Origin of the sequence: Gloeocapsa sp. PCC 7428 (assembly GCF_000317555.1) — a bacterium.
In the GTDB taxonomy this organism is placed as follows: Bacteria; Cyanobacteriota; Cyanobacteriia; order Cyanobacteriales; family Chroococcidiopsidaceae; genus Chroogloeocystis.
In genome coordinates, this window is sequence record NC_019745.1 from 3639457 (window position 1) to 3666062 (window position 26606).

Consider the following 26606-nt stretch of genomic DNA (forward strand, 5'->3'; position numbering starts at 1 on the left):
CGAGAGCTATTCATAGTGCCAAGACGCCCTCGTGTTGTTGTTGTTGGTTCTGGTTTTGGTGGGTTGAGAGCAACCCAATCGCTAGCGCGTGCTGATATCAATGTCTTACTCGTTGACCGCAACAATTACCATACATTTATTCCTCTGTTGTATCAGGTAGCCGTTGCTGAACTTCAACCTGAACAAATTGCTTATCCTGTGCGTAGTCTTCTCCAGCGATTAGCTTTTGCTAATTTTTTGATGGCAGAAGTCACACACATCGACTTTGCTAATCAGGTTGTCATCACTGATGGTTTAACAATTCCATATGATTTTTTGATTCTCTCTACTGGTAGTGAATCGCAGTTTTTAGGAATACCAGGGGCTGATAAGTACGCTTTGCCAATGAAAACGCTGCAAGAAGCTGTGTACTTACGTAACCATATTCTGTCTTGTTTTGAACAAGCTGTACGCGAAATCGATCCCGCACAGCGTCGCTTACTCTTGACCTTTGCTATTGTGGGTGGTGGACCTACTGGCGTAGAATTAGCAGGAGCTTTAGTAGAACTAATTCAAGGTCGGTTGGTTAAGGATTTCCCCACACTAGAGATGGAGCAAGTTCAGGTAATTTTGCTGCAATCGAGCGATCGCCTACTTGCGGATCTGCCACTACGCTTATCAGACTACACCTATAAACAGCTACAGCGTATTGGCGTGAAAGTTTATCTGCAAGCAAGAGTCAGTAAAGTCACGCCAAATGCCGTTTATCTAGAAAATGGTGCGGTCATTTTCTCCAAGACGATCGTTTGGACTGCTGGCGTACAAGCCTCGCCACCCACACCAACAGCTGAACTCTTTCCAGCAGCTAAAGGACAAGTTGCGGTTTTACCAACGCTACAATTACCAAATCATCCACAAGTCTATGTCGTCGGCGATTCAGCTTATGTTGAACAAGACGGCGAACCCCTCCCATTGGTCGCCCCTGTTGCTTTACAACAAGGTACGCTAGCCGCACAAAACATTTTGCGTCAAATTAAAGGTAAGGAACCAAAACCGTTTCGTTATGTAGATAAAGGTAGGGCGGCGATTATCAAACGCAATGCCGGTGTTGCCCAAACTGGTAACTTTACGTTTACCGGCTTTCCAGCATGGTTATTGTGGTTAGCTATTCACTTGTATTATTTGCCTGGTGGGCGCAATCGCTTGATTGTCTTTTTAGATTGGCTGCGCGATTATTTCTTTGGCGATCGCGCGATTCGGCTGATTTTTCCTCAAAGTAGTCGGCTAGTACGTGAAGACGATATGTCAAATTCTCCTAAAGACTGGCACAATCAAGAGCATTAAACTATTCTGGTACTACTTTAGGTAACTTTTTATGGACTTTATTCCTTTAGCTGCTCGCGTCTTCCTCTCAGTTATCTTTTTACGCTCTGGCATCAATAAAATTTTTGGCTTTGCTGGTACGCAAGGATTTATGGCTAGCGCGGGAATTCCTGAAGGGCTAACCGGATTTTTGTTAGTAGGTTCGATTGTTTTAGAATTGCTGGGCGCTTTATCGGTCATTTTTGGTTACAAGGCGCGTTGGGGTGCGATCGCGCTCATTGTCTTTCTCGTTCCCACGACGCTGATTTTTCACACTAATTTTGCTGAAGATATGCAGATCAATCAGTTCCTCAAAAATTTAGGACTGATCGGCGGCTTATTAATGGTCGTTTACTTTGGTTCTGGTCCTCTCAGTGTAGATGGACGTAAAGATTTAACTTAGTTCAACACAAAAGCAATTGGCATTTAGCTAAGAGCTAACAGCTAACAGCTAGTAGCTCTAGTTAAGCTAGAGTAACCAAGTATTGCGCGCGAAGTCAACCGACTGCCCTTCAGAATCAACTTGCTCCTGTTGCGGAAATACAACTGTTTGCCGTGCTGATTTATATTTAGGCTGTGGCTGTGATTCGGGTTCTTTTTTCTGTAGCGGTGCAGGTTCTTTTTTCAAAGAATTCACTTGCTCAATTAACTTTGAATTAGCTTCTACAAGTTGTAAAATAGTTGACTTCGCTTGTTCGAGTTCAGCATTTACAACATCAAAATCCGCGACATCTTGACGAAGTTGCTTGACTAAGGCTTTTTCATCTTCTAGCTCGACGAGTAGTTCTGCAATTCGATGCTCTAGCGATTTTTCTTTCTCTTGTGCTTGCTTTAAAGCTGCACGTAATTCAGTCACAATGCCTTCTGAATCTGATGTTGTTTGACTTTGTCGAGTCCGATTTGTACTACGCGCTCTTGCCGTCGTTCTTGTTGATTTTACCACTTCTGTATTTTCCTCGTTGCTTGACTCCTCATTATTTGTAGCATCTGCTTCAGATGAACTTTGCTCAGGTGTTAACTTTTCTCCCTCTTCGTTCAATAAATCTGCAATGCGTTTTCTAACCATTATTGCCTCCAATCGCGTTGTATTTCTGCTGCTACTCGGCGGTAATCTGCTGCTGCTTCGCGGGCGTTTTTCCCTTTTAGTTGAGTAATTGGTAATCCTTCGAGTGCGGCTCTTTCGTGAGCTTTGTAAATTCGGATAAATGTTTTACAAACAGGAATACCTAATTTTATAAGTGTATTTTGTGCTTCTAAAGCTTCTCCTGTACTTCTAACATCAACTTTGGTTAACAATACGCGATGGGGAATTCCTGCGGGTTTGACGGTTGCTTTGACGACTTCAATCAAGGCTGATAAATCCATTGGCGCGCAAGGTGTTGGTAAAACCATATAATCCGCGATCGCAATTACCGCTTTCAACGCGTCTGAACGTAGGGCTGGCGCTGTATCTACTATAACGAAATCGTACCCCTCAACTTTTCGCAATCGCCCCAATAGCTTGGGGTCTGTTTCTTGTGCAACATCAAATGGCATCTTACCGCGTGTCGCCCACCAAGAACAACTCCCTTGGCTATCTGCATCTACTGTTAAAACTTCGTATCGCTCAGAAAAGATCGCGGATAATCCCATTGCTGTCGTCGTTTTTCCTACTCCACCTTTTCCATTCGATACAACAATAATCTTCGGGGGCATGACCTTAATAATATAGGGGTTAAGGATAAAATTTTGTTGAGGTTAGCGTGTTGAGTTCTGATATAGCAGTCCTAATTCATTTGTGAATACCTCCCTTTCTTCTTCTCTCTGCGTTCTCTGCGTCTCTGTGGTTCGTTAAAAACCAGTTTTCATAACTCAAATAGGATCGCTATATTTGCAAAACTATTTAGTTATCAAATTCATAATTTTTGCTGATTTTCTTAGTCCTAACAGTATTAATAGCTTCTCAGTGAGATCGCTACTTTCCTATACCACAATACATCAATTTTTTACTCTACAGGTCATTGCCACATTTACCAAGACAAAACTGAGGGTACGATCGCCAATAATCTTATAACTTCTGCGTAAGAAGAATTTGCGGCAATTTGTCAACATTTACGTCATAAAAAGTTAGCTTTGAATATCAAAGAATTGTGTTCTTTTTTTTGCTATTATTGCCTTGCGCAAGGATGTCGAGAAACTTCGTACACCCCCGCAAAGAATCAAACAAATGCAAGCCATATTCTTGCGAGATATCTTCGCAAACTTTGATGCCACGAATACTATTACCGTTAGTATCTAGTAATGGTGAGAATACACCGATGCCTATTTGGTTGGGCACAATAACAATAATTCCTCCACTAACGCCACTTTTTGCAGGTAGACCAACTTTATACACCCATTCACCCGCAAAATTGTACATCCCACAGGTATACATCACGCTCAGGATATCTCTGACATAGCATGCATCAACGGCGCGTTCCCCAGTTATCGGATTTATACCATTATTTGCAAGCGTTGCTGCCATAACTGCTAAGTCATGACAATTGACCATAATCGAACACTGCTGAAAATAAAGATCGAGGGCTTCCTCGATACGTTCGTCAATCATGCCAAAATTAAGCATTAAATGTGCCATCCCTCGGTTGCGGTGTCCAGTGGTACGTTCTGACATGAAAACTGAGATATCCACAAAGATTTCACGACCGATGTAGCGCTGAAACATATCAAGCATTCGGTTGAGGCGTTCAGTTGGTCCTGAACCCTTAATCAGACTTGTTGTCGCGATCGCACCAGCATTAACCATTGGGTTGTAAGGACGTTTTGAGCGTTCGTCGAGAATAATCGAATTAAACGCTTCTCCTGTTGGTTCTACACCGACCTTGGTTAAAACGTAATCGCGTCCGTGTTCTTCTAACGCCATCCCGTAGACAAAAACTTTGGAGATTGATTGAATCGTAAATAACTGATTGTAGTCTCCGACTTGATAAACTTGACCATCGACAGCGATCACGCAAATGCTAAATAAATCAGGGTCTACTTTCGCAAGTTCGGGGATATAGCTTGCGACTGCACCCTCGCGGAGGTGTTTGTATTTAAGGTACAAGCCTTCTAGGTAGTCTTGAAAAGCGTGTGAGTGAGAGGAAGGGCGATCGCATTGTATCTCGTCTGCCATAAATAATAGTAGAGGTCAGGGGTCAGGGTTACAAGGTGGGTTAGAACAATAGTTTTAAGACTTTATAATGTCATAATCATCTTGAGCATTGCTATAAATAAAAAAAGTCCACCTCGTGGACTTATGATGAACTTATATTTTGAAAAACCTGCTTTTGTTTAACTAGCTAATTGTTTGCGTAATATCTGTATCTACGAGTAGCGTTGCTGCACCAGAAGTGTAACGATTGTACAGATTATTATCTAATGGAGTTGTGCCACCACTAATCCAGCCTTGCAGTGTGGAAGTGATGCGATCGCCCGTATTCCCTTTAACAATCAACTGATTTGTTGTATCGGATAAATCTAACAAATCCAAGCGCGTGAGTTGAAGGGTATTATCGCCAGTCCCCGTAAGATCGATAATTTCAATTCCTGTAATTCGATTGTTGGGTGTCGTTGTTAAATCAATCGTTAAACCACTAATATCAACCGCGAGTGTATCGGTACCACTTCCACCATCAATCCGGCGATCGATTGCACCATAGCTTAAAACGTCATTACCTGCACCACCGTAGAGGACATCACTACCTGCTCCACCTCGCAGGGTATCATTACCTAATCCACCCACGAGAATGTCATCATTATTTGTCCCCAGAAGTAAATCATTACCCGCAGTCCCCTGGCGCGTGACTTTCCCTGTGAAGTCGCGTCCGAAGATGACATAGCTTTCCCCTCTTTGATCGCGGTACAATAGACTACCAGGAGCACCGATAATCAAGTCATCAAAGCCATCGCCGTTGACATCGCCCGCAGCACTAACTGAATAGCCTGAAACATCATACTCATCAATACCATTAATGACAAAGCCATTGTGACCGTTGATGTCAGCAAGGTTAATGCTAGAGCCAAATCCAGAAGCTTTACCGAAAACAACATAGGTTGTACCAGCAGCCTCTTGCCCGTTAGGGTTTGTATATTTAGCCCCAATCAACAGGTCATCAAAGCCGTCGCCGTTGACATCTCCTGCATTACTGACCGAGTAGCCGATTCGATTACTTGAAATAGGAGTGTCAATTCTGAAACCATTGCTACCATTAATGTTTGCTGCATTCAGTGTTGAATCAAAGCCTCTAGAAGCACCAAACACTACATAACTGGTTTCAATGTAATTAGTAGAACTAGAACCAAAAGCCGCGACGATCAAGTCATCAAAGCCATCGCCGTTGATATCTCCTGCACTACTGACAGAAGAACCCAAGTTGTCGTTTAAATCGCTTCCATCAATGCGAAAGCCATTGCTACCATTTAGACTTGCTAAATCAAACACAGGAGTAAAGCCTTCTGAAGAGCCAAACACGACGAAGCTTGAGCCTACCTGCTGAGAGTTAGCGTCGATAGCAAGGGGAGCGCCAACGATGATGTCATCGAAACCGTCGCCGTTGACATCTCCTGCACTGCTAACAGAAGAGCCTAAAAAAGCTCCATCATTAGTACCATCAATACGGAAACCATTGCTGCCGTTAAGGTCAGCTAAGCTGATCCTAGGGGTAAAGCCTCCAGCAGAGCCAAATACTATATAACTAGAGCCTGCATTATTTTCACTATATGGACATATGGACCATTGGGGTCAGCAAGAAAAGCACCAATTAGTAGGTCATCAAAGCCATCGCCGTTGATATCTCCTGCACTGCTAACAGAAGAGCCTGAGAATGATGAGTTTGAGTTGAAATAAATAGTACCGTCGATCCGGAAACCATTGTTGCCGTTAAGGTTGGCTAAGTCTAGGCTAGGAGTAAAGCCTTTAGAAGAACCAAATACTACAAAGCTAGAGCCTGCCTCATTTTGACGATTGGGGTCAGCACCAGGAGCACCAATTAGTAGGTCAGCAAAACCATCACCATTCACATCTCCTGCACTACTGACAGAATCACCTAAAAAGTCATATTCATTAATACCGTCGATCCGAAAACCGTTGGTGCCGTTAAGGTTGGCTAAGTTTAGGCTAGGAATAAAGCCTCCTGAAGAGCCAAATACTACAAAGCTAGAGCCTGCCCGATTTTGACCGTCAGGACCAGCACCAGGAGCACCAATTAGTAGGTCAGCAAAGCCATCGCCGTTGACATCTCCTGCACTACTGACAGAATCACCTAAACGGTCATATTCATTAATGCCATCAATCCGAAAACCATTACTACCATCAAGGAGAGAAAGGTTAATTTCATCGGCTGTAAATCGGAAGTAGTTACTATTGAGACTAATCAGGGAACTTGCTTGAACTACTGCGATTAATTCGTCCAGTTCATTACCTGGTTTGTTGCGATAGATTGCTGTTCCTACTGGCAGATCGCCACCAGCACCCGCTAAAAAATAATCTCTGCGACTTCCGTTAAGTTTAATGAAATCTGTGTTGGGATTGAAGTCAGTGATTAGCGCATAATCACCTTTGCCAGCAGTTGCTTGATTGCCATCGTCATAAAAAACAGTTGTAGCATTGCCTAGATAGAATATGTCTCTACCAGCACCACCTATTAATACATCTTTTTCACCGACTCCTCCAGAACTACCGAATAATTGATCGTTACCGAGTTCACCATTGAGTGTATCGTTGCCAGTTTCTCCGATCAGGATGTCACTACCTTCATCGCCAAGAATAAGATTATTCAGGCTATTACCTGTTGCTTTAACGCTAGAGATCCCTATAATTGTGAGATTTTCTAGATTGCTGCCTAATTGATATCGACCTGAAGTGAATACCGTGTCTATACCACCATTAGCTGCCTCGATAATCCTATTAAAGTTATCAGTAAAATAAGCGTCATCACCAGCCCCACCATTCAAGGTACTATTAGGTGAATAAGCAGAAAGAGTATCATTTCCATTGCCGCCATCTAAATAGTGACCACGACCACCAAAAGTAGATAAAACATCGTTACCATTGCCTCCATACAGGCTATCTGCTGTAATGTTATACCCACTAAATTCATCACTTCTAGCCTGCAAAGTATCATTGCCATCACCACCATACAAAATGTCATTGCCACCATCACTGTAGGCGTCGCCACCATCATCAAGATAGTCATTACCAGCTAACCCATAGAGAACGTTGTTACCGCTATTACCAGTAATTGTGTTAGCAAGTGCATTACCTGTACCGTTGATGTTATTAGTGCCAGTGAGTGTCAGGTTCTCTAAATTGCTACCGAGGGTATAGCTTCTTGAAGCGCGGACAGTATCTATACCAGCATTTGCTGCCTCATTAATGATGTCATTCGTGTTATCGATGATATAAGTATCGCTTCCTTTACCGCCATTCAGAACGTCAATACCTGCCCCGCCGTTGAGTGTATCGCTACCAAGTCCACCATTGAGTGTGTCATTTCCGGCTAAACCGCGTAGTAAGTCATTACCTGCAAAGCCAAAGATTGTATCAGCAAATTGAGTACCAGTCAGTGTATCGTTATTTGGAGTACCATTAATTGTTGCCATCTTTTTTCTATTTGTGATATGAGGTGAAAACACATCAGTACTGCGAGAGCAAACTATTCTGCTCCGCAGCAAAGCTATGCCGTTGACACGCGGCTATTCATTTTGAAAAAGCTTGAAATGAGTTGAAAAACAAAATTCTTTTTCAACCTAATAAACTAGATTAAGTTAAATAAGTCACTCAAATATAAAGATTTAATGAAGTTCAGTCATATTAACTACTACTTTATAAAGCTTAGGTGAATGATTGATGTTTCAATCGCAGTGAATTCTACAAATAATATTTTCTGATGTATACCATACACTTTTTGTTTTGTAGAAAGGCTAGATTCTCTTAAAAAAGAACTTGCATATCTACTCAGTTTAAATTAGTAGAATACAATGATTAAAATCAAGTTATTATGTGATTTTTTAAAATGAAAAAGTTGTTTACTCTTTAGAAAGTATGCAAATTAACAAACGCGGTCAAACTGTCTAAACCTAGTTTGAAAAACTTACTTGTATCACAGATGACAGCACAATCTCTTTAAAAAGTTTTATTAAGAACTACAGGACGATCGCCTCAATACTCAACCTGTTGCGATCGCCAAACCAAAGCTTACGCCTGTCTGCTTGGAAAGATTCTCAGACGAAGTGTGTTTTAAAATACTGCAAGTTTTTTTGGAAAAACCACCTTAACAGCTGACGTGCGATCGCATCGAGGTTAGACTAGACCAAACTCTAACTTGGAGGTATCAAGATCGTGCAAGACCGTGACTATACGCTGATTATCGATAAAAGTGGCAGTATGTCTACACCCGATCAAGCAGGTGGTAAAAGTCGATGGGAAATTGCTCAAGAATCTACGTTAGCATTAGCGCGAAAATGCGAACAATTTGATCCTGATGGCATCACGGTTTATGTTTTTTCTGGTAAATTTAAACGCTACGATGATGTGACTTCGAGCAAAGTTACGCAAGTTTTCCAAGAAAACGATCCTGCGGGAACAACAAACTTAGCAATCGTCTTGCAAGATGCGATAAAAAACTACTTTCAACGCAAAGCCGCAGGAAAAACTAAACCCCAAGGCGAAACTATTTTAGTTGTTACTGATGGTGAACCTGACGATCGCCGCGCCGTATTTGAAGTGATTATCAACGCGACTCAGCAAATGGAACGCGATGAAGAACTGGCAATTTCTTTTATTCAAGTTGGTTCTGATCCGCAAGCAACGAAATTCCTCAAAGCAATCGACGATCAAATTCAAGGCGTTGGTGCAAAATTCGATATTTGTGACGCGATTACGTTAGATGATTTGGAAGATATGAGTTTATCCGAAGTTTTACTGAATGCGATCGCTGATTAACTACAATGGATGAACTTGATAAACTGTTAGCTGAAATTGATGGTACGCCACACCGAAAAATACCACCACCTAACAATAAAGCGCTTAAATTCACATCAGATATTGAGCAACTTTTAAATGAAGTTAAAGCAGATTATGCCCAAAAAGAACGCGAATTAGAACAGCAGAAAGCCAAGGAGAGATACCGACGGGCGATCGCTTGGCTTAAAACTTTAGATCCGCTGTCGAGTGAAGGATTGTGGTTTGAGCAATTTGCACTAAAGTATCCATCCAAAGTTGCCGCCGCAGTTGATTATTTGCGATCGCTCAACTCTAATGATTAAGCGTTTGTATACCATGGGCGATACTGGATTTGAACCAGTGACTTCTTCCGTGTGAAGGAAGCACACTACCACTGTGTTAATCGCCCAGGAGAATCTTAAGGTAACACACAAACGAGTTTATTCACAAACGCGTAACAATAGTAAACCGCTGGTCTGAAAGGAATTGCGAATAAATTCACTACTAGATAGTCCACCTGGGTAGACTTACTCATAAATAGTGTGCGCAGCCACACTTTGTTTAGGTAGCCCCGAAGGGAGTCGAAGGGCGTCTATGATTCATGCAGGAGATCCAGTTGCTAATCTCCCTGCGGATACTCATCCCATAAAGTCGTGATTTCGCGAAGACTTTGATGATTGCCATCACCTAAAATCAGATGGTCGAGTAAGGGAACGTCTAAAAACTGCGCACCAGCTAAAAGTTGTCGCGTTAATTCGATATCTTGCGGACTCGGTTCTACATTACCAGAAGGATGATTGTGAGCAACAATAACTCTTGTTGCACCCTGGCGAATCACTTCACGAAAAATTTCGCGGGGAGAAGCTAACGTTTCGGTTGCTGTACCAATTGTAATTACCTGCGTGCCGATCAGGCGATTTTTAACATCTAAAAGCAACACTGCAAATCGCTCTTGTGCCTGCCACATTAAGTCTTGGCTTAACGATGCAGCGGCGGCAGCTGGGCTATCAATGATTGTACGCTCTAACGGACGCGATTGAAACGCTCGTTTACCAAGTTCAATCGCAGCAATAATTGTCGCTGCCTTAGCTGCTTTAATACCGTGAATTTGCATCAGTTCTTGCGGTGTAATCTCTCGAAGAACAGCTAAAGGATCGCGCTGATTTTTGCCTAGTTCTTGTAAGATAAACTGCCCTAAACCTACCGCTGAAAGTTTTCCCTGTCCTTGACCTGTACCTAGTAAAATTGCAATTAATTCAGCTGTGGCTAAGTTTTTCGCACCATGTGTTAACAAGCGTTCGCGGGGTCTTTCAGTTGTGGGTAAATCTGCAATCCTTAAACAGTAGGTCATGACAACAAGGCAATACTCAGTACTTACAGTGAGACTACCTTTAGTTATGCCCTTTTTTGTCTAAAAAGTTACATTCCAGTTAAAAATAATTTATCGAATGAGAACAACTAGAATGCAAAGAGGTAATTTGAAAACCCCACTCGATTAACAATCAAACAGTTATCGGCTGATATATTTGTGTGGCTTTTAACATATGATAAGTAATCAACAGTTGTGTCATTGCTAGCGGATAACTCTGAATCGTCTCCCCAGTCGTACCAGCAACTTTACCGAGTTCAGGGTTACTTTCACGACTGCAAAAGTGCGATAGATGCGGTGGCATATCGTTACAAATAATCTTTTCTAGTTCGTCTACTTGTTCAGATGTTGCATGACCGTCAACTTCGAGGACATCTACCGGCTTGTTCATATCTCGATCCAAATCTAAACGAATTGCCGGATGAGGATGGCTGCTAATGATATCCAAAATTTGAGTAAAATCTGGATGTGGGATCGTCGGACGCAACACTAAGCGAACGTTCAAGTGACCGTTACTTTGATCAAAGCTATCTTGAGGAGGATAAAAACTAACGACGACATCTGCCCATTGACGCTGAGGACGGATGAATTGTTCGGAATCGGGTTCGCGCTTTTCAAGTTCGGCTTTGACTTGTTCTGCGGTATAGCCTCGTTTTTGCGTATCGCGCTTAATCTTCCACTGCGCGCGCAGTGATTCGGGTGGTGCGAGATAAACTTTGACGTCAAACGAGTCTCTTGCACCCCGCGTCGAATAGCCGAGAAGTCCTTCTACGATGACAAACTTACTAGGCTTGATGTATTGTGGTGGCTCAAAAGTGCCGGTTTTATGGCTGTAAATTGGTTTAAGGATTGGTTGTCCTGTCCGCAGTAAGGACAGGTGTTGTTGCATAATATCAAGATGGTTGCAATCAGGATGTAGTGCTGTGATTCCAATTTCGGCACGTTGACGGCGATCGTAGCGATGATAATCGTCTGTACAGATAACCGTAACATTCTCTGGACCTAGTACCTGAGCAATTCCCTTTGTTAAAGTCGTTTTACCAGCGGCACTGTCTCCAACAATGCCAAGCATAATCGGGCGATGACTCATGATTCCTCCAGGGCAAGAGCGCGGATACGGCTAGATGCAAAATTTTTATCATTTTAATGCAGTAATCGAACGTAACTCAACACCGCAAAACCTGCTTAAACAAAAAGCATCTTTATCTTATTAAAACTGACTTTTACGTACAAAGGCTAACTCGTTAAGATTATTGCAAGAAAAGCTCATAGATAGAATCAATATCACTTTCGCACTTCTTGTTTGAGTACAAACAAGTGTATTAAAGCTATAAACTGTATGGGCGGTACTGGACTCGAACCAGTGACATCCTGCTTGTAAGGCAGGCGCTCTACCAACTGAGCTAACCGCCCGTTTTGTACGCGAGTATTTATAGTAGCAAATTGTTGCCAGAAAAGCTAGTATTTTTGAAAAATATTTTGCTGACGATATTCTTTAAACTCAATGCCCTCTGGTAGAACGCACGATCGCATTACTTTATGGGGCTTGCCCGTAATTACTGGTTTGACTTTTTTTCAGGCTCAGAGTGCTAGTTTAACGCTCATTGTGGCGGCAGCTTATCTTTTTAGTGGTTTAATGTTTGGTCCAGATTTGGATCTTTACTCCAGACAATACCAACGTTGGGGATATTTGCGGTGGATTTGGCGACCTTACCAAAAAGCCCTCCGACATCGGTCAATCTTTTCGCATGGGTTCCTCATCGGGACAACGTTGCGGGTACTGTATTTAGGCACTTGGCTCGCATTTTTGGGGATTTTTGTTATAGGAGTAGTGCATTTGATTTGGGGAGTGGAGTTAAGCTGGCAACAACTGGTTGCACAAAGTCGGCGATCGCTTGTGCAAAATACGGCTGAATGGTTTTACTTGTTTCTCGGACTCGAATTAGGTGCAATGAGTCATTCTTTGAGTGATTGGAGTAGTTCTGCCTACAAGCGGTTACAACAAAATCGTGGCAAAATGAAGAAACGTAAAGCAACGCGCTCAACAAAAATCAAACGTCGTCAATAACGTTTTCGGATGACTCACCCTCAAAAATCAAATCAACCGCAAGCTACGCACGAAACTTTGGTAGCAATGCAAGAACTTATTGATGTCGTAGCAAAACTGCGATCGCCTGATGGCGGTTGTCCGTGGGATTTAGCGCAAACACCGGAAACGTTGATTCCTTACGTAATTGAAGAAGCCTACGAAGTCGTAGATGCGATTCGCACTCAAGACCAACAAGCGATCGCAGAAGAATTAGGGGATTTACTCTTACAAGTTGTTTTGCAAGCACAAATCGCCTCAGAATTTGGTCATTTTAGCCTCAAAGAGGTGGCGCAAGGAATTACTCAAAAACTGATTCGCCGTCATCCGCATGTTTTTGGAGATGTTAGCGTTCAAAACGTCGATGAAGTGCGGCAAAATTGGGAACAAATCAAAGCAGCAGAAAAAGGCACATCACCGACAGATGCGCAAAAATTGAGTCATAAACTCAGTCGCTACGCGCGATCGCTTCCACCACTTTTAGCAGGAATGAAAATTTCTCAAAAAGCGGCGGCGGCGGGATTTGAGTGGGAAAACATCGCAGGAGTGTGGGCAAAATATCACGAAGAACTTGCCGAATTTCAAGAAGCGATCGCCCATAAATCATTAGAAGAACAACAAGCCGAACTCGGTGACTTATTATTTGTGATTATTAATTTGGCGCGATGGTATCAACTCGATCCTGACGCAGCGTTGCAAGGAACGAATCAAAGATTTGTCCAACGTATCATCCAAATGGAAACTTTTGCCGAGCGTCCTTTGTCGGAGTATACGCTGGAAGAATTAGAAAATTTATGGCAACAAGCTAAAGCCAAATTAGCTAAAATCCAGCCTTCTGAGGATACGGTTTAGTTTTTATATCTTATGGTAAAAATATTACAAGTTTTCAGCTTGGCGATCGCGACTGCTACAAGTTTGATTGCAAGTACGGCCTTAGCCCAACCGAATCACAAATTGACTGTAGTTGTAGATAGAATCGCCCGTCCTAGAGGTCAAGTTTGCTTTAGACTTTACGATAAAGATAAAGGTTTCCCGCAAAGTGATGCTGGTGTGATTCAAAGTGGTTGCACGAATGCGCAAGGATTTTCAGTTGTAGCAGAATTTCACGGATTACAATCTGGAACGTATGCAGTGGCAGTATTTCATGATGAGAATAATGATCAAAAACTGAATACAAATTTCTTAGGTATTCCCAGAGAAGGTTTTGCAATTTCTAATAATCCACCCGTAAAAATTGGTGCGCCAAAGTTTAATAATGCTAGTTTCAGTGTTGAGGGAGATACAACGATTAGAGTCAATATGCGATATTTATAAAAATTGAGGTAGGGAAGCGATCGCAGTAATAATATGCATTCTGTACTAATAACCTCACTAACAATACAGAAATAACGCGATCGCACTTTGCCATCAAGTTAAGCAAGCATTGGTAGTACCAATACACCTAAAATAATTGCACCAGTACCGGTAAAATATAACCAAAAGCGGTGATAGCTGTTAACAACTGTACCTGCATCAGTATGTAGCTGTGCTAAATCAAGCCAAGGCATAACGCCTCGGCGAAACCAACCAACAGTACTCACTGAAGAACCAATTAAGTTTTTGACGCGGTTCATGCCAAACAAGAAGTTTCCAAACGAACCAAAACGCGAAGCGTAGCGTAGATAGATCATCCCTGTACGATCTTGTAACTTCAAATCGGAACCGAACTGATACCCAGCATCACCACGCCCGATTAATTCACCTTTGAGTCGGATTGGCTTACCGCGTAAGGGACTTGCATAAGGATTAGACATTAATTCCAGAACATCAGAACTCGCAGCAAATTGAAAATTGGGAAACATTACCGCAGTTTTGATTAAAGTTCCTATGCCAAAACCAATTAAAACTGTTGCAATGATGACTGTTCCACTCGCAACTTTGGCTGAAACTAATAGTAAGCCAAGAATAAAACCGCCGAAAAAGCCGGTCGCTTGCGCAGCATAAAGCAACACATCTAACACAAAGTTACCGTAGAGTTTTTTCTTGTCAAGACTTTTACCCTCAGCAACAACACGACTGAGGTCGAATTCTGTTTCTAATCCGAGTTGTTCGGCATAAGTACTCAAAGCACGGACGCGTTTTCCGGTGAGGGGGTGAGTAGAATTTAATTCCATAAACCAACCCCAAGGGTTAAACATATCCCATAAGAAAACACGCCCTAGTTGTTGCGGTTGCGCGATGCGATACGCGGTTCCGGTTGCTGTCGCAGCTTTAGCGTCGTAAATTCCCAATGCACGAGTTCCTTCAATTAATCGACTCGGTTCAGCAGCGTGTTTGCTTTCTTCTAAAATACCGTAGGCGATCTTGACTAAAGCGCGAGATAGTGCATTAGGATTGCCTGTCGTTTCAGCCGCGAAATGATCGGCATAGTATTCGCGCGTGCGTGAAAGATAAAGAAGTAAATAAGTTCCGACTAGATAAAACACATAGGCTGCTACTGCGGCTGTACTTGCGGCATTTTTTATTTTTTCACCGCCGCTTCTCCCCAACCTGCGAGCAAAGGTATAAATTAAGTAAGTGATTTGCACTAATGTTGAGGCAAGTGTCATCACAGCAAAATCCCAGTGGACAATGTGACCGAGTTCATGCGCGTAGACTGTGGCAATTTCTTCGTCTTCTAAATAGGTGAAAAGTCCTTGGCTGACGACTAATCGCGCTGTATTGGGTAATGAACCGTAGGTGAAGGCGGTAGGATTTTGATCGTCGATAATTCCCAATCGGGGCTGTTTTAGCTTTTGTTGCCCACAGATGCGCTGAATGATTCTGGCGGCTTCTGGGCTATGATGCTGTATTTCTGCAAGAGATACCCAGCGAGTACGATACAGCCAATTCTGCATCAAGTCCATGAGGAATGGTGAGAGGAAAAAGGCTGCGATATTGAATAGAAGTGTGCCTGCGATCGCAATATTTAATCCGTTCACCGGATCGTTGCTACTCAGAATGAATGCTAACGCTAAAAATAAGACAAACACCATTCCTAAGAGCAATGTTATCGTTACGCCGGATGCGAGTGCTAGATTACTAGCAACACCTGCTACAGCAAGTTTAATTCCTGCTTGGGCAGCACGTTTAGGTTTGCTGTGTTTAACATTGTTTAAAGACTCAAGCGCAAGTTTTGCCCATTTTTGAGCTTCTGGGTTGGGGTGGGTAGAAAGTTGTCTTGCCAGCGCGATCGCACGCGAGCGTTGATTTGTTTTTTGGTACGCTTTGATTAACCAAAATTGTGCTTGTAGATAGTATTTACTGTTATGGTCACTACTATTGCAATAGTTTTCTAGTATTTCTACTGCTTCGTGGTAACGTTGTTGTTGATAGGCTTCTATAGCTGTTTGTAATAATTCAAATTGAAGAGACATAAGTTCGCCTCTGTATGGTCTTGTCTTTATATATACCCACAACTTCAACGTTACTTGTTGTCAATTCGGAGAAGTTTGATGAAGATTGTGTAAATTAAGACATTGAATGAACCACATTCGCAAAGCGTTAGCGTAGAGAGGTGAATCTAAAATTCCAAATGGGAGCGGTGATTGATAGGATCGTAGAGCAGTCATTAGTGTAATGTTATGACTACTCAGATTGACCTTCCTTTAACTGCGATCGCCCGCAAAACTCGTGACTGCGCGCAAATATTAGCAGTTTTATCTACTGAAGAGAAGAATCAGGCGATTGAGGCGATCGCGCAAGCATTAGAAGCTGCTGCGGATGAGATTTTGGCGGCGAATGCGGCTGATTGTGCTGCGGCGGCACAAGATGGAATTCCGAAACCTTTGTATCATCGACTGAAGTTAGATCGGGCAAAGTTGCAAAGTGCGATCGCCGGAGTTCGGGATGTCGGGAAACTTGCCGATCCTGTAGGTGCGGTGCAAATTCACCGTCAGCTTGATGATGGTTTGATTCTCAAGCGCGTGACTTGTCCTTTGGGTGTGTTGGGGGTAATTTTTGAAGCTCGTCCTGATGCGGCGATTCAAATTTCGGCGTTGGCGATAAAATCAGGCAATGGCATGATTCTGAAGGGTGGAAAAGAAGCAATTCGCTCGTGTGAGGCAATTGTGAAAGCGATTCATCTTGGATTATCGCAAACCGCGATTAGTCCTGATGCTGTGCAGTTACTTACTACCCGCGAAGCAACTTTAGAATTATTGCAACTCGATCAATTCGTTGATTTGATTATTCCTAGAGGTTCTAATTCGTTTGTGCGCTTTGTTCAGGAGAATACGCGCATTCCGGTATTAGGTCATGCTGATGGTATTTGTCATCTTTATGTTGACCGTGCAGCGGATTTAAGTCAAGCGGTGGCAATTACTGTAGATTCAAAAACGCAGTATCCGGCGGCGTGTAATGCAATTGAAACGCTGTTAATTCATGAAGCGATCGCACCTGCATTTTTAACGCTTGTCGCCCCAGCTTTGCAACAGCACAACGTTGAGTTACGGGGTGATACTAGAACTCGTGAAATTCTGGATATTACACCAGCAACAGAAGCTGATTGGTCAACGGAATATAGTGACTTAATTCTATCAATTAAGGTTGTTGATTCTTTAACCGATGCGATCGCGCATATTAATGAGTATGGTTCGGGACATACAGATGCGATCGTTACCGAGAATACCGATGCAGCAGCGACTTTCTTAGCGCAAGTCAACGCGGCTGGCGTCTTTCATAATTGTTCGACGCGCTTTGCCGATGGTTTCCGTTACGGTTTTGGTGCTGAAGTCGGAATTAGTACGCAAAAAATGCCACCACGCGGACCTGTAGGGTTAGAAGGTTTGGTCACTTACAAGTATAAGCTTGTAGGTAATGGACACATCGTTGCAACTTACAGCGGTGACAATGCCAAATCGTTTGCGCACAAAGATTTAGACTAAAGCTTTCAGCAATGCTTGGAGTTTGAGTTGAATCTCTGCTACTTCGCGATCGGGATTAGAGCCGGCAACGATACCTGCACCTGCATATAGTCTAGCGCGATCGCGATCAATTAATGCTGAACGAATGCCGACGATAAACTCGCTGTTTCCTTGCGCATCTAGCCACCCTATAGGTGCAGCGTATAAACCGCGTTCAAAAGTTTCATAATCTCGAATTTTCGTGCAAGCCTTATCGCGCGCGACGCCTGCTACCGCTGGAGTAGGATGTAACGCCGCAACGATTTCTAGCGGGTGAACGTGAGTCGGAAGTTGAGCTTGAATTGGCGTCCACAAGTGCTGAATATTGGAAAGTTGCCGCAGTCGTGGAGGTAAAATTTGCGGTGTAATTTCCAATTGATACAAGCACTGGGTAATAAAATCACTAACGACGCGATGTTCGTGTCGTTCTTTGGCGCTTGTGAGCAAGCTATTGGCTAGCATGGTATCCTCGGCTAAGGTTTTGCCGCGTGGTGCCGATCCTGCTAGGGCGTCGGTGCTTAACTGTTGGTTATGGATACTAATTAAACGTTCTGGGCTGGCACCAATAAAGTTTTGCCCTTTACCATTACTGATTGCAAAGATGTAGCATCCTGGATGAATGCTGCGGAGGTTGTCAAGCGATCGCAATAAGTCTATAGGTTCTTCATAAGTTACATCTAGAGGATGCGCTAAAACGATTTTCTGAAAATAATTGGATTCGATTAACTCTAGGCAAGATGCAATCGTTTTTTTAAAATTCTTAATATTTTTTTCTTCGTTGCAGATGATTGAGTTAGTGTTATTGATTGCAGTTGCTGTGTGTTTTAAGAAATTTATCGTTCTAACTATTTGACACCAATCTTGGTATAATCTATCTAAGTTTGTCTCAGCATCTATCAAAAAATTAGCAACTAATATGCAGCGATCGCCGTTGCGAGAAATTTGCCAGCGAGGTAGAAAAACTGTAGCTGCTGAAAATGGATAATTGCTTTGTGTTATCTCATCAAAAAAGCTGAAGCTACAGAAGAAGTGTGGACTTATAGCATCTTTGCTTGTGCCAACGGTGATAGTCTGCGCGAGACACGAATTGATAAAATGTTGGGCTTGGGCGAAGCGATTTGCGCCACAAGTTTGTAATTTTGTAACTGCGTCAATTGCTGCGATCGCTTGATTTTTGCTTTTGTTCTCAAAGTAAAAACTCTGTTGATTTGGTTCGGCTATTTGCTGAAGTACGATTAATGGATCGACGCTATCAATTTCGAGCGAAACACTCACGATCTGCGAGTCATTTGCTACATTTTGTTGGCAATAGGAAAGAAATTGGTATAGCTCATTATGGTAAACAAAAGTATGCGGGTGACACGGTAAAACTGGCATGGATGGCGAAAAAGTAAATTTTTTTAAAGTTTTCTTCCTAAGTTGTGATTAACCGTGGCGTATTGCTAGTAACATAACTCATGCTGTGATTAACCACTTTGTTGTCTAACCTAAAAACTAGACAGGCGAAGGAGGGCTTTTACCGTGTACTGCTTCTCTAGCAAGGTGTATCATCGCTTCCACAGTTTGATCTCTCATTTTATGTTACAGAATAATCGACAATGTTTAAAGAGAATTTTATAATTTTCTATTAACAGGGTGAGACTTTTATCTATTACAAAGAAAGTTTACTAATATAACAGCTTTTGTGCGATTTAGCAGTTTAATCAAACTAACATAATGACTACAAAACTGATAGAATATCCAAATACCAAGTTATGGATGGCAGCAATTAAGCCACCAATGTACAGCGTGGCAATTATGCCAATATGGGTAGGAAGTGCGGTCGCATTTGCTGAAACTAAATATTTTCACCCAGCAGTATTCTCAACTTTTATCGCTGCGGCAATATTCATTCTTGCTTGGGAAAATTTGAGTAATGATGTGTTTGATTCAGAAACTGGAATCGATAAAAATAAAGCTCATTCACTCGTTAATTTAACAGGTAATAAATCGTTTATATTTTGGCTAGGAAACTTATTTCTAGCGTTAGGATTACTCGGAATATTAGCAATTGCTTGGTGGCAACAAGATTTAACGGTCGTTGGTATAATTTTACTGTGCTGCGTGTTGGGTTATATGTACCAAGGACCTCCTTTTCGTCTAGGGTATCAAGGTTTAGGTGAGATTATTTGTTTTATTTGTTTTGGTCCATTGGCAGTCGCAGCAGCATATTATAGCCAAACGCAATCATGGTCACTTATGAGTTTAGCGGCTAGTGTCATTGTGGGCATTGTCACGAGTTTGATTTTATTTTGTTCGCATTTTCATCAAGTCAAAGACGATTTAGCCGCAGGAAAGCGATCGCCCATTGTGCGCATGGGAACTAAGCGCTCCGCACAACTTTTGCCTTGGGTTGGTGGTAGTATTTATGTCATAGTGGGTTTATTTGTCATTCTCGGCATATTTCCCGTTTGGACGTTACTCAGCTTGCTCAGCTTACCGTATGCATTAAAGCTATTTCGTCACGTTTGGGAATACCACAATCAACCCGAAAAAGTGAGCAATTGCAAATTCTTAGCCGTAGAAATGCATTTTTGGAGTAGTTTGCTACTTGGGCTAGGTTTTATGCTAGCAGCAAGTTAAGTAATGGTTGGTCATTGGGTCAACTTATTAACCATTCCCCATTCCCCATTACCTAGCCTTAAAAAGTATGATTTCTAACATTTGATGTGGAAATAGCAACCTACCAGCTTGAGTTTCGTCGCTACCAACGACAATTTCAATCACCACTTCACACAAGTTACGGTATCTGGAAAGTGCGTGAGGGAATTATTCTGCGTTTTACAGATGTGACGGGTAAGGTAGACTATGGTGAAATTGCCCCTATAAGTTGGTTTGGTTCGGAAACAATCGAACAAGCTTGGGATTTTTGCTGTCAGCTACCGCCAAAAGTAACTCAGGAGATGATTGATTCGATTCCCGATACTTTACCCGCGTGTCAATTCGGGTTTGAGTCAGCGTTGGAAGAGGTGGGGGATGGAAAACCTAGTTTAACTTGTAGTGGGTTGTTACCTGCTGGAGAAGCAGCTTTAGGCGCTTGGGAGAAATTGTGGGAAAAAGGTTATCGTACCTTTAAATGGAAAATTGGCGTTGAGGCGATCGCAGAGGAATTGAAAATCTTTGCAAAACTGATGCAATTACCCGTGTCGGCGAAACTACGCTTAGATGCGAATGGAGGATTAAGTTACGATCAGGCGCAATTGTGGTTGCAGATGTGCGATCGCTTAGCAGAAAATTCCGCAGGAACTGTAGAAGTTGAGTATCTCGAACAACCATTAGCAGTAGAAGAATTTGCGGCGATGTTAGAGTTGAGTCGTTGTTACAGATGTGCGATCGCATTAGATGAGTCTGTCGCGACATTGAAGCAATTACAAGAATGCTACTACAAAGGTTGGCGGGGGATTTTCATTATCAAGCCTGCGATCGCGGGGTTTCCTTCACGTCTGCGTCAGTTTTGTCATCAATATCAAATCGATGCAGTTTTCTCGTCTGTCTTTGAAACAGAAATTGGTAAATCAGCAGCTTTGAAACTTGCAAATGAATTATCTTCACCAGATCGGGCAATTGGGTTTGGAGTCGATCATTTGTTTGCGCAAGAAGATAGCCAATGGCTAGAAAGATTATGGAGTACTCGCTAGCGGATTTTAAGAACTACACCAAACATCATTTACTTTGTAAAAATAGCGATCGCCTACCGCAATTAATTGAGGAGATCTCTTCACAAATTCAATTTCAACAAAATTCTAAAGTTCTTCTTGCTGAACGCGAACCTGTAAGATTTTTAGCGAGTTTTATCGCGGCTTATACTGCGGGCTATCCTATTTTTCTATGTAATCCTGATTGGGGAAACTACGAGTGGCAACAAGTCTTTGATTTAGTTCAACCCGACATTATCTTAGCAAGTCATTTAGAAATCCCCGCCACAGTTACCACCAATACCAATTACCTACCCATTCCCAACTCCATCATGATTCCTACTGGTGGTTCGTCAGGCAAAATCAAATTTGCGATCCACACTTGGGAAACACTGACAGCATCAGTAACAGGTTTTAGAAAATATTTTCAACTTGAGCAAGTTCATTCGTACTGCGTACTGCCACTGTATCACGTCAGCGGCTTAATGCAGTTTATTCGTTCGTTTGTAAGTGAAGGCGATTTAGTTATTCAAAACTTCCAGCAGTTGGAAAAAGCAATCTATCCGGTTAACCTTGGAGACTTTTTTATTTCCTTAGTACCAACACAACTACAAAAACTTTTACAATCATCACTGCGCGATCGCTTAGCAGAATTTCAAACAGTGTTATTGGGTGGTGCGCCTGCTTGGAGTGAATTATTAACACAAGCCCGAAGCAAAAAAATCCGTTTAGCACTGACTTATGGAATGACAGAAACCGCTTCGCAGATTGCAACCCTCAAACCAGAGGAATTTCTGCAAGGAAAAACCAACTGTGGGAAAGTTTTACCTCATGCGCAAGTCACCATCTGCAATCAACAAGGTAACCTTAAAATTCAAGCTGAATCTTTAGCGCTAGGCTACTATCCTCATATCTTTACCAAACCCGAACTCACTCTAGACGATCTTGGCTATTTTGACCAACAGGGATATTTAAACATCATCGGGCGTAGCAGCGACAAAATCATTACAGGCGGCGAAAACGTTTATCCCGTCGAAGTCGAAGCAGCAATACGCGATACCCAAATGGTAACGGATATATGCGTTATCGACATTCCCGATCCTCACTGGGGACAAGCTGTAATAGCTATTTACGTTCCCAAAGCAAACACATCCATAACAACCTTACAAACAACTCTCAAAAACAAACTCAGCAAATTTAAAATTCCCAAACATTGGATTCCTCTCACCAAATTACCCCGCAACTCCCAAGGTAAAATCAATCGTCAATCTTTACAACAACTCGCCTTAACCTTACTTCAGAAATAAATGTATCTTTCCTGCTAGCTATCCTCCCACTGCTGCAACCATTGTTCCATTTCTACTGATAAACTTTGCCGTTTTCGACTTTCCGCATCAATGCAAACATGACGAGTCATCGCTTTTGCGACAACCTTTTCCATCGCCATCACCTCATAAGTAATTGTGAAACTATCCTCTTGTAATTTTTGTGGAATCAAACGAATCGATAACAAATCGCCACAAAATAAAGGGCGAAAAAAATCGACACTCGCATGAACAATCGGAAACGCCACAGCAGGATTGCTGAAAAAAGCCTTAAGATCAAAACCCGATGTTGCTAGCGACGCTTCATAAGCTTCATGACACATCGCCAAGACGTTAGCAAAGTAAACAACACCAGCCGCATCGGTATCTTGAAAGCGAACAGTGCGATGATAAGTAAACGCCATTTTAGGAAAAAGAATAATCTGAGGAAGATGAACAATTGCACTCGCACCTCATAACCGCAGTGTTCGATAAGCAGCTTACCAAATAGCTATACATTGCTTAAGTTCGTCAAGATCGAGATAATCAGTTGTGAAAGCTTTACGCAACAATACTGGGGGAATGAATTCATCGTATTTTTGAATTCTTGGGGCTTCAGCCGCTGCTACTAAATCTTGGGTAGTGATGCTGCGATCGCCTAACGAAGTCATAACATCATAAAGCTGTGTTATCTCTTTACCTTTAAGTTTGAGAAAGTAGGGATTCATTCCTGTAATGCTTTTAATTTCCAAATCTTCTCTCAAGCAGTAGTTTAAAACTCTTTCTAACGTTCTATACGCAACTGTACCTATCCAAGGAAAAAGATAACAAGCATCATTTTCTAGTACAATATTATCTAAGTTAATTCGTCTAGCGAGTTGTCGTGCTTTTTTCAGGCGATCGCGTGCATTTTTTTGTAGATAACTATACTCTATATCTTCAAGTAATACTCTGCGCATTCGTTGCAAAACTTTGGTATGAATATTACCGCTTCCACCGCGCCAAGCGATACTAGCGCTTCCAGCAACTTGTTTGACAACAATCGTTTTTCTTTTAAAATCTACGTCTAAAACTTCCCACGTTCTTCCAGCTAAACCGAATTGATCTCCTACAGGTGGTGGAGTTAGAATGCTGCCAATTTCTGTAGAATCGTTTTTTACAGTGTATTCTTCATTGTCGGGAAAAACGGCATAAAACTGAAATTTCGAGATAACTTTTTCGCCAGCTAAACCAATAATTAATTTTCCACACTCATGCTGAATATGATCGAGATCAATTAAATAGCGTAGTAGGATTCTGTAGTCGTCTTTTGAGATAGCAGCAAACGGTGGTAAACTAAGAACTTGCTGGGCTAAAGCCGTAGGAGACGATTCTCCCATTGCTGCTAAAATGCTCATTGTTTGGTGATACAGCAAGCTGAGGGGATATTTCAGTGGTTGTATCGGTTCAATCCAACGTTCTTCTAGGTAAAGTTGAATAATTGCAATACACTGTAAAAGTTGCCAAGGAATTTGTGCGGGTAACGATGCTTCAAGCGATAACTCATCTTCTGCACAAACAAAACGCATATCAGCAGGTTCGCCGCGTCTTCCAGTACGCCCCAGACGCTGCAAAAAACTTGCTACACTCAATGGTGCTTCTAGCTGAATAACTCGTTCTAATTGTCCAATATCTATCCCTAATTCCAACGTTAATGTTGCGGCTGTAACTGCTAAAGTTGTATCGCGCATTGCCTTTTCAGCTGCTTCTCTTAAAGAAGCCGATATACTCCCGTGATGTACGTGATAAATATCTGGTAATCCTTCTGCTTCTGCAAGTTGGCGTAAAGAGGCGATGACTGATTCGGTTTGCGAACGATTGTTGGCAAATATTAAACATTTACAGTGACTTAAATTGAAAATATATTTGTGGTAATGACTACTATCTTGGGTGTTGATATAAAAATGTTCTACAGCTAATTTAATTTGGCGCTTTTCTGATTCTATCTGAGGAGTGATGACGGTTCGATTTGTACCAGAAGCGAGCCATTTTTCTGCCAAAGAGTAATCGCCTAGCGTTGCTGATAAACCAATTCTCCGAGGATAATTATGAGTAATATTTTCTAAACGTGCTAACTGACAAAGAATTTGATAGCCGCGTTCAGAACCCATAAAAGCATGAATTTCATCAATAATGACAAATTGTAAGTCACCAAAAAGGCGAGTTAAATCATGATGTTTTCTCAGTAACAGTCCTTCTAGCGATTCTGGGGTGATTTGTAGAATTCCTTTTGGGTTTTTCAAGAGCTTATTTTTGCGACTTTGCGAAACGTCACCATGCCAATGCCAAATGGGAATATCAGCTTCTTTAACTAAATCATTTAACCGTTGAAATTGATCGTTAATTAATGCTTTAATAGGACCTATGTATAATGCCCCAATCGTTGACGGTGGCTGTTCGTGCAGTAAAGTTAATACAGGTAAAAATGCTGCTTCGGTTTTTCCCGCAGCCGTACCAGCGGTGATTAATAGATGAGCATCAGTATCAAAGATAACTTCGCAGGCGGCAATTTGTACTGAACGTAATTCGTTCCAGTTATGCTCGTATATGTATTGCTGGATAAAGGGCGCGAGTTTATGAAATGTGTCTTTACTCATAAGCTAAATTCCGCAGCGTCATCTTTGTCTGAGGTTAAGCGTAAATCTGCGCCGCGAATGAGTTGAGAAAAGGCGATCGCTGGATTTTGGTGTATAACATTGAGAACACCGATAAAGTCGCGCACAATTTCCCCTGGTGTTAATAACGCTTCTGCACCCAAGCGATTTTCTACTGCTTGCACAAAGTTTTGAAAATCTTGCTTTTGCAACTTAACTTCATAACCAAAATTAACAGCATGAACATCAGCTATTCGTTGTAAAAGAGCATAAATTTCTGTTGAATTTAAAGGAGTCAATCGAATCACTGGGCTGGAAATATCTTGCATACCAGCTTGTTTAACAAAACGGCTTTCTTTAGTGCGTCTTTGCCAAGCTGGGTTTTTAAAAAGCCCGCGATTGGGATCTTCTAAAAACTTTGGAGTACCACTTACAAAAATTCCTAAGTTTTCGACTCTACCCTGCATTGTATCATTAAAGATTGCTAGCAGTTTATCGTAATTCTTCTCGCGGGCGATCGCATTGGCAATCTGATATAAATGTACAGCTTCGTCGAGAAAAACTAAAAGCCCTTGATAACCAATATCCGCAGTAAATTTAGCAATGAGTTTAATGTAGTCGTACCAAGTATCATCGTCAATAATCACGCGAACTTCAGCTAATGCTGATTTTGCTTCCGTTTTAGTATTGAACTCACCGCGCAGCCAGCGTAAAGCTGCATTTTTCTGATCGTCATTTCCTAATCGGTATCCACGCCAATACGCGCTGATGACGTTACCAAAATCGAATCCGTGAACTAATCCTTCTATACTTGCAACAACTTCTTGAATGCGGGTTTCTACATAATCGTCAAAGCGATCGTCATTTGGGCGTGTTCCAGTTTCTTTTGCAACTTCTTGTTGAATTTTATTAATCCAACCCTCTAATATGGAAACTAACGCACCACCTTCGGGACGATTTTTGATCGCCATATTTCGCATCAATTCGCGGTAAGTTGCTAATCCTTCTTGATTTGTTCCTGCTAGTCGTTTTTCAGCAGATAAGTCAGCATCAGCTACGACAAATCCTTGTTCCATTGCTTGGTTGCGCAGTAGTTGCAACATAAAACTTTTACCTGAACCGTAGTTTCCCACAATAAAGCGAAATGCTGCACCTTTTTGTGCAACATCTTCAAAATTCTGCAAAAGACTTTTGATTTCTTTCTCTCTACCAACAGCTACATTGTCAATTCCGATTCTCGGTACGACGCCAGCACTCAAAGAATTAATAATAGCACTCGCAATTCGTTTACTGATTTTTGTGGACATTGAATTTAAA

23 protein-coding genes, 2 tRNA genes and 1 pseudogene are annotated in these 26606 nt (G+C 42.0%); 11 read left to right on the plus strand and 15 right to left on the minus strand.

The genetic code is table 11. The features are described 5' to 3' along the window. Window positions 1–15 precede the first annotated feature (15 nt). Window positions 16–1323 (plus strand): NAD(P)/FAD-dependent oxidoreductase, encoded by a 1308-nt coding sequence (locus GLO7428_RS16120; protein WP_015189641.1) that lies wholly within the window; start codon window positions 16–18, stop codon window positions 1321–1323. 31 nt (window positions 1324–1354) lie between these two features. Then, entirely contained in the window at window positions 1355–1744 is a 390-nt protein-coding gene (locus GLO7428_RS16125) for a DoxX family protein (protein WP_015189642.1), read from the plus strand. A 66-nt stretch (window positions 1745–1810) separates the two neighbouring features. Here the strand turns inward: GLO7428_RS16125 and GLO7428_RS16130 are convergent, their stop codons facing one another. From GLO7428_RS16130 to GLO7428_RS29100, 6 genes and pseudogenes are all read right to left on the minus strand, one after another. Then, window positions 1811–2407, minus strand: a complete 597-nt coding sequence (locus GLO7428_RS16130) for a hypothetical protein (protein WP_015189643.1) — start codon at window positions 2405–2407, stop codon at window positions 1811–1813. Then, window positions 2407–3036, minus strand: coding sequence for a ParA family protein (locus tag GLO7428_RS16135; RefSeq protein WP_015189644.1), 630 nt, complete (start codon window positions 3034–3036; stop codon window positions 2407–2409). Before GLO7428_RS16135 ends, GLO7428_RS16130 begins: the two co-directional genes overlap by 1 nt. Before the next feature lie 424 nt (window positions 3037–3460). Then, entirely contained in the window at window positions 3461–4492 is a 1032-nt protein-coding gene (gene glsA, locus GLO7428_RS16140; protein WP_015189645.1) for a glutaminase A, read from the minus strand. Window positions 4493–4654: 162 nt separating this feature from the next. After that, window positions 4655–5830: an FG-GAP repeat protein gene (locus GLO7428_RS29090; protein WP_015189646.1), complete on the minus strand. Its 1176-nt coding sequence runs from the start codon at window positions 5828–5830 to the stop codon at window positions 4655–4657. Window positions 5831–5884: 54 nt separating this feature from the next. Continuing rightward, a pseudogene (locus GLO7428_RS29755) lies at window positions 5885–6088 on the minus strand (integrin alpha); the annotation flags it as partial. Then, complete coding sequence (locus GLO7428_RS29100; protein ID WP_015189647.1) at window positions 6046–7959, minus strand: FG-GAP repeat protein; 1914 nt, start codon at window positions 7957–7959, stop codon at window positions 6046–6048. The gene GLO7428_RS29100 and the pseudogene GLO7428_RS29755, both read right to left, overlap by 43 nt. Before the next feature lie 736 nt (window positions 7960–8695). Between GLO7428_RS29100 and GLO7428_RS16155 the strand changes: the two genes are divergently transcribed. Beyond that, entirely contained in the window at window positions 8696–9301 is a 606-nt protein-coding gene (locus tag GLO7428_RS16155; RefSeq protein WP_041918658.1) for a VWA domain-containing protein, read from the plus strand. 5 nt (window positions 9302–9306) lie between these two features. After that, the gene (locus GLO7428_RS16160) at window positions 9307–9624 is read left to right on the plus strand and encodes a salt stress protein, Slr1339 family (RefSeq protein WP_015189649.1); all 318 of its coding nucleotides are present in this window, start codon (window positions 9307–9309) and stop codon (window positions 9622–9624) included. Between the two features lie 14 nt (window positions 9625–9638). Here the strand turns inward: GLO7428_RS16160 and GLO7428_RS16165 are convergent. The 4 genes from GLO7428_RS16165 to GLO7428_RS16180 all read right to left on the minus strand — a co-directional run bounded on the left by GLO7428_RS16165 (window position 9639) and on the right by GLO7428_RS16180 (window position 12083). Continuing rightward, window positions 9639–9710: transfer RNA gene (locus tag GLO7428_RS16165), tRNA-Val, on the minus strand. Window positions 9711–9920: 210 nt separating this feature from the next. Next, entirely contained in the window at window positions 9921–10652 is a 732-nt protein-coding gene (gene radC / locus GLO7428_RS16170; RefSeq protein ID WP_015189650.1) for a DNA repair protein RadC, read from the minus strand. Between the two features lie 151 nt (window positions 10653–10803). Next, complete coding sequence (locus GLO7428_RS16175; RefSeq protein WP_015189651.1) at window positions 10804–11760, minus strand: phosphoribulokinase; 957 nt, start codon at window positions 11758–11760, stop codon at window positions 10804–10806. 250 nt (window positions 11761–12010) lie between these two features. Next, window positions 12011–12083: transfer RNA gene (locus GLO7428_RS16180), tRNA-Val, on the minus strand. Window positions 12084–12174: 91 nt separating this feature from the next. Between GLO7428_RS16180 and GLO7428_RS16185 the strand changes: the two genes are divergently transcribed. Genes GLO7428_RS16185 through GLO7428_RS16195 form a run of 3 tightly spaced genes read left to right on the plus strand, consistent with a single transcriptional unit; the run spans window position 12175 to window position 14070 of the window. Continuing rightward, window positions 12175–12738, plus strand: coding sequence for a metal-binding protein (locus tag GLO7428_RS16185; RefSeq protein WP_015189652.1), 564 nt, complete (start codon window positions 12175–12177; stop codon window positions 12736–12738). A gap of 9 nt (window positions 12739–12747) precedes the next feature. Then, a complete protein-coding gene (gene mazG, locus GLO7428_RS16190) occupies window positions 12748–13608 on the plus strand; it encodes a nucleoside triphosphate pyrophosphohydrolase (RefSeq protein ID WP_015189653.1) in 861 nt (286 codons plus the stop codon). A gap of 12 nt (window positions 13609–13620) precedes the next feature. Next, window positions 13621–14070, plus strand: a complete 450-nt coding sequence (locus tag GLO7428_RS16195; protein WP_015189654.1) for a DUF2141 domain-containing protein — start codon at window positions 13621–13623, stop codon at window positions 14068–14070. A gap of 98 nt (window positions 14071–14168) precedes the next feature. Here the strand turns inward: GLO7428_RS16195 and GLO7428_RS16200 are convergent, their stop codons facing one another. Further along, window positions 14169–16151, minus strand: coding sequence for a M48 family metalloprotease (locus GLO7428_RS16200; RefSeq protein WP_015189655.1), 1983 nt, complete (start codon window positions 16149–16151; stop codon window positions 14169–14171). Between the two features lie 207 nt (window positions 16152–16358). Here GLO7428_RS16200 and GLO7428_RS16205 point away from each other — a divergent pair, with 207 nt between their 5' ends. After that, window positions 16359–17660 carry a glutamate-5-semialdehyde dehydrogenase gene (locus tag GLO7428_RS16205; RefSeq protein WP_015189656.1) on the plus strand — a complete coding sequence of 434 codons (1302 nt, stop codon included), beginning with the start codon at window positions 16359–16361 and terminating at the stop codon, window positions 17658–17660. Here GLO7428_RS16205 and GLO7428_RS16210 read toward each other — a convergent pair. Beyond that, the gene (locus GLO7428_RS16210) at window positions 17652–18953 is read right to left on the minus strand and encodes an isochorismate synthase MenF (protein ID WP_231295497.1); all 1302 of its coding nucleotides are present in this window, start codon (window positions 18951–18953) and stop codon (window positions 17652–17654) included. The genes GLO7428_RS16205 and GLO7428_RS16210 overlap by 9 nt on opposite strands. A 441-nt stretch (window positions 18954–19394) precedes the next feature. Here GLO7428_RS16210 and menA point away from each other — a divergent pair, with 441 nt between their 5' ends. The 3 genes from menA (at window position 19395) to GLO7428_RS16225 (ending at window position 22659) form a co-directional block, all read left to right on the plus strand. Continuing rightward, complete coding sequence (gene menA / locus GLO7428_RS16215; protein ID WP_015189658.1) at window positions 19395–20300, plus strand: 2-carboxy-1,4-naphthoquinone phytyltransferase; 906 nt, start codon at window positions 19395–19397, stop codon at window positions 20298–20300. Window positions 20301–20386: 86 nt separating this feature from the next. Further along, a complete protein-coding gene (locus GLO7428_RS16220; RefSeq protein ID WP_015189659.1) occupies window positions 20387–21355 on the plus strand; it encodes an o-succinylbenzoate synthase in 969 nt (322 codons plus the stop codon). Continuing rightward, window positions 21325–22659 (plus strand): 2-succinylbenzoate--CoA ligase, encoded by a 1335-nt coding sequence (locus GLO7428_RS16225; protein ID WP_015189660.1) that lies wholly within the window; start codon window positions 21325–21327, stop codon window positions 22657–22659. The genes GLO7428_RS16220 and GLO7428_RS16225 overlap by 31 nt, the downstream gene beginning before the upstream one ends. Window positions 22660–22673: 14 nt before the next feature. Here GLO7428_RS16225 and GLO7428_RS16230 read toward each other — a convergent pair whose 3' ends face one another. From GLO7428_RS16230 to GLO7428_RS16240, 3 genes are all read right to left on the minus strand, one after another. After that, window positions 22674–23081, minus strand: a complete 408-nt coding sequence (locus tag GLO7428_RS16230; RefSeq protein WP_015189661.1) for a thioesterase family protein — start codon at window positions 23079–23081, stop codon at window positions 22674–22676. A 75-nt stretch (window positions 23082–23156) separates the two neighbouring features. Continuing rightward, on the minus strand, window positions 23157–25292 hold the full coding sequence (locus GLO7428_RS16235; RefSeq protein ID WP_015189662.1) for a DEAD/DEAH box helicase: 2136 nt from the start codon (window positions 25290–25292) through the stop codon (window positions 23157–23159). Further along, complete coding sequence (locus GLO7428_RS16240; protein WP_015189663.1) at window positions 25289–26596, minus strand: ATP-binding protein; 1308 nt, start codon at window positions 26594–26596, stop codon at window positions 25289–25291. Before GLO7428_RS16240 ends, GLO7428_RS16235 begins: the two co-directional genes overlap by 4 nt. Window positions 26597–26606: the final 10 nt, after the last annotated feature.

Bases quoted from the DNA above. Each gene is read 5' to 3' on its own strand.
- GLO7428_RS16125 (WP_015189642.1), top strand. From the start codon at position 1,355: ATGGACTTTATTCCTTTAGCTGCTCGCGTCTTCCTCTCAGTTATCTTT.
- GLO7428_RS16225 (WP_015189660.1), top strand. From the start codon at position 21,325: ATGGCTAGAAAGATTATGGAGTACTCGCTAGCGGATTTTAAGAACTAC.
- GLO7428_RS16200 (WP_015189655.1), bottom strand. From the start codon at position 16,151: ATGTCTCTTCAATTTGAATTATTACAAACAGCTATAGAAGCCTATCAA.
- GLO7428_RS16240 (WP_015189663.1), bottom strand. From the start codon at position 26,596: ATGTCCACAAAAATCAGTAAACGAATTGCGAGTGCTATTATTAATTCT.
- radC (WP_015189650.1), bottom strand. From the start codon at position 10,652: ATGACCTACTGTTTAAGGATTGCAGATTTACCCACAACTGAAAGACCC.
- GLO7428_RS16175 (WP_015189651.1), bottom strand. From the start codon at position 11,760: ATGAGTCATCGCCCGATTATGCTTGGCATTGTTGGAGACAGTGCCGCT.
- GLO7428_RS16185 (WP_015189652.1), top strand. From the start codon at position 12,175: ATGCCCTCTGGTAGAACGCACGATCGCATTACTTTATGGGGCTTGCCC.
- glsA (WP_015189645.1), bottom strand. From the start codon at position 4,492: ATGGCAGACGAGATACAATGCGATCGCCCTTCCTCTCACTCACACGCT.
- mazG (WP_015189653.1), top strand. From the start codon at position 12,748: ATGACTCACCCTCAAAAATCAAATCAACCGCAAGCTACGCACGAAACT.
- GLO7428_RS16235 (WP_015189662.1), bottom strand. From the start codon at position 25,292: ATGAGTAAAGACACATTTCATAAACTCGCGCCCTTTATCCAGCAATAC.
- GLO7428_RS16160 (WP_015189649.1), top strand. From the start codon at position 9,307: ATGGATGAACTTGATAAACTGTTAGCTGAAATTGATGGTACGCCACAC.
- GLO7428_RS16205 (WP_015189656.1), top strand. From the start codon at position 16,359: ATGACTACTCAGATTGACCTTCCTTTAACTGCGATCGCCCGCAAAACT.
- GLO7428_RS29100 (WP_015189647.1), bottom strand. From the start codon at position 7,959: ATGGCAACAATTAATGGTACTCCAAATAACGATACACTGACTGGTACT.
- GLO7428_RS16195 (WP_015189654.1), top strand. From the start codon at position 13,621: ATGGTAAAAATATTACAAGTTTTCAGCTTGGCGATCGCGACTGCTACA.
- GLO7428_RS16135 (WP_015189644.1), bottom strand. From the start codon at position 3,036: ATGCCCCCGAAGATTATTGTTGTATCGAATGGAAAAGGTGGAGTAGGA.
- GLO7428_RS16130 (WP_015189643.1), bottom strand. From the start codon at position 2,407: ATGGTTAGAAAACGCATTGCAGATTTATTGAACGAAGAGGGAGAAAAG.
- menA (WP_015189658.1), top strand. From the start codon at position 19,395: ATGACTACAAAACTGATAGAATATCCAAATACCAAGTTATGGATGGCA.
- GLO7428_RS16230 (WP_015189661.1), bottom strand. From the start codon at position 23,081: ATGGCGTTTACTTATCATCGCACTGTTCGCTTTCAAGATACCGATGCG.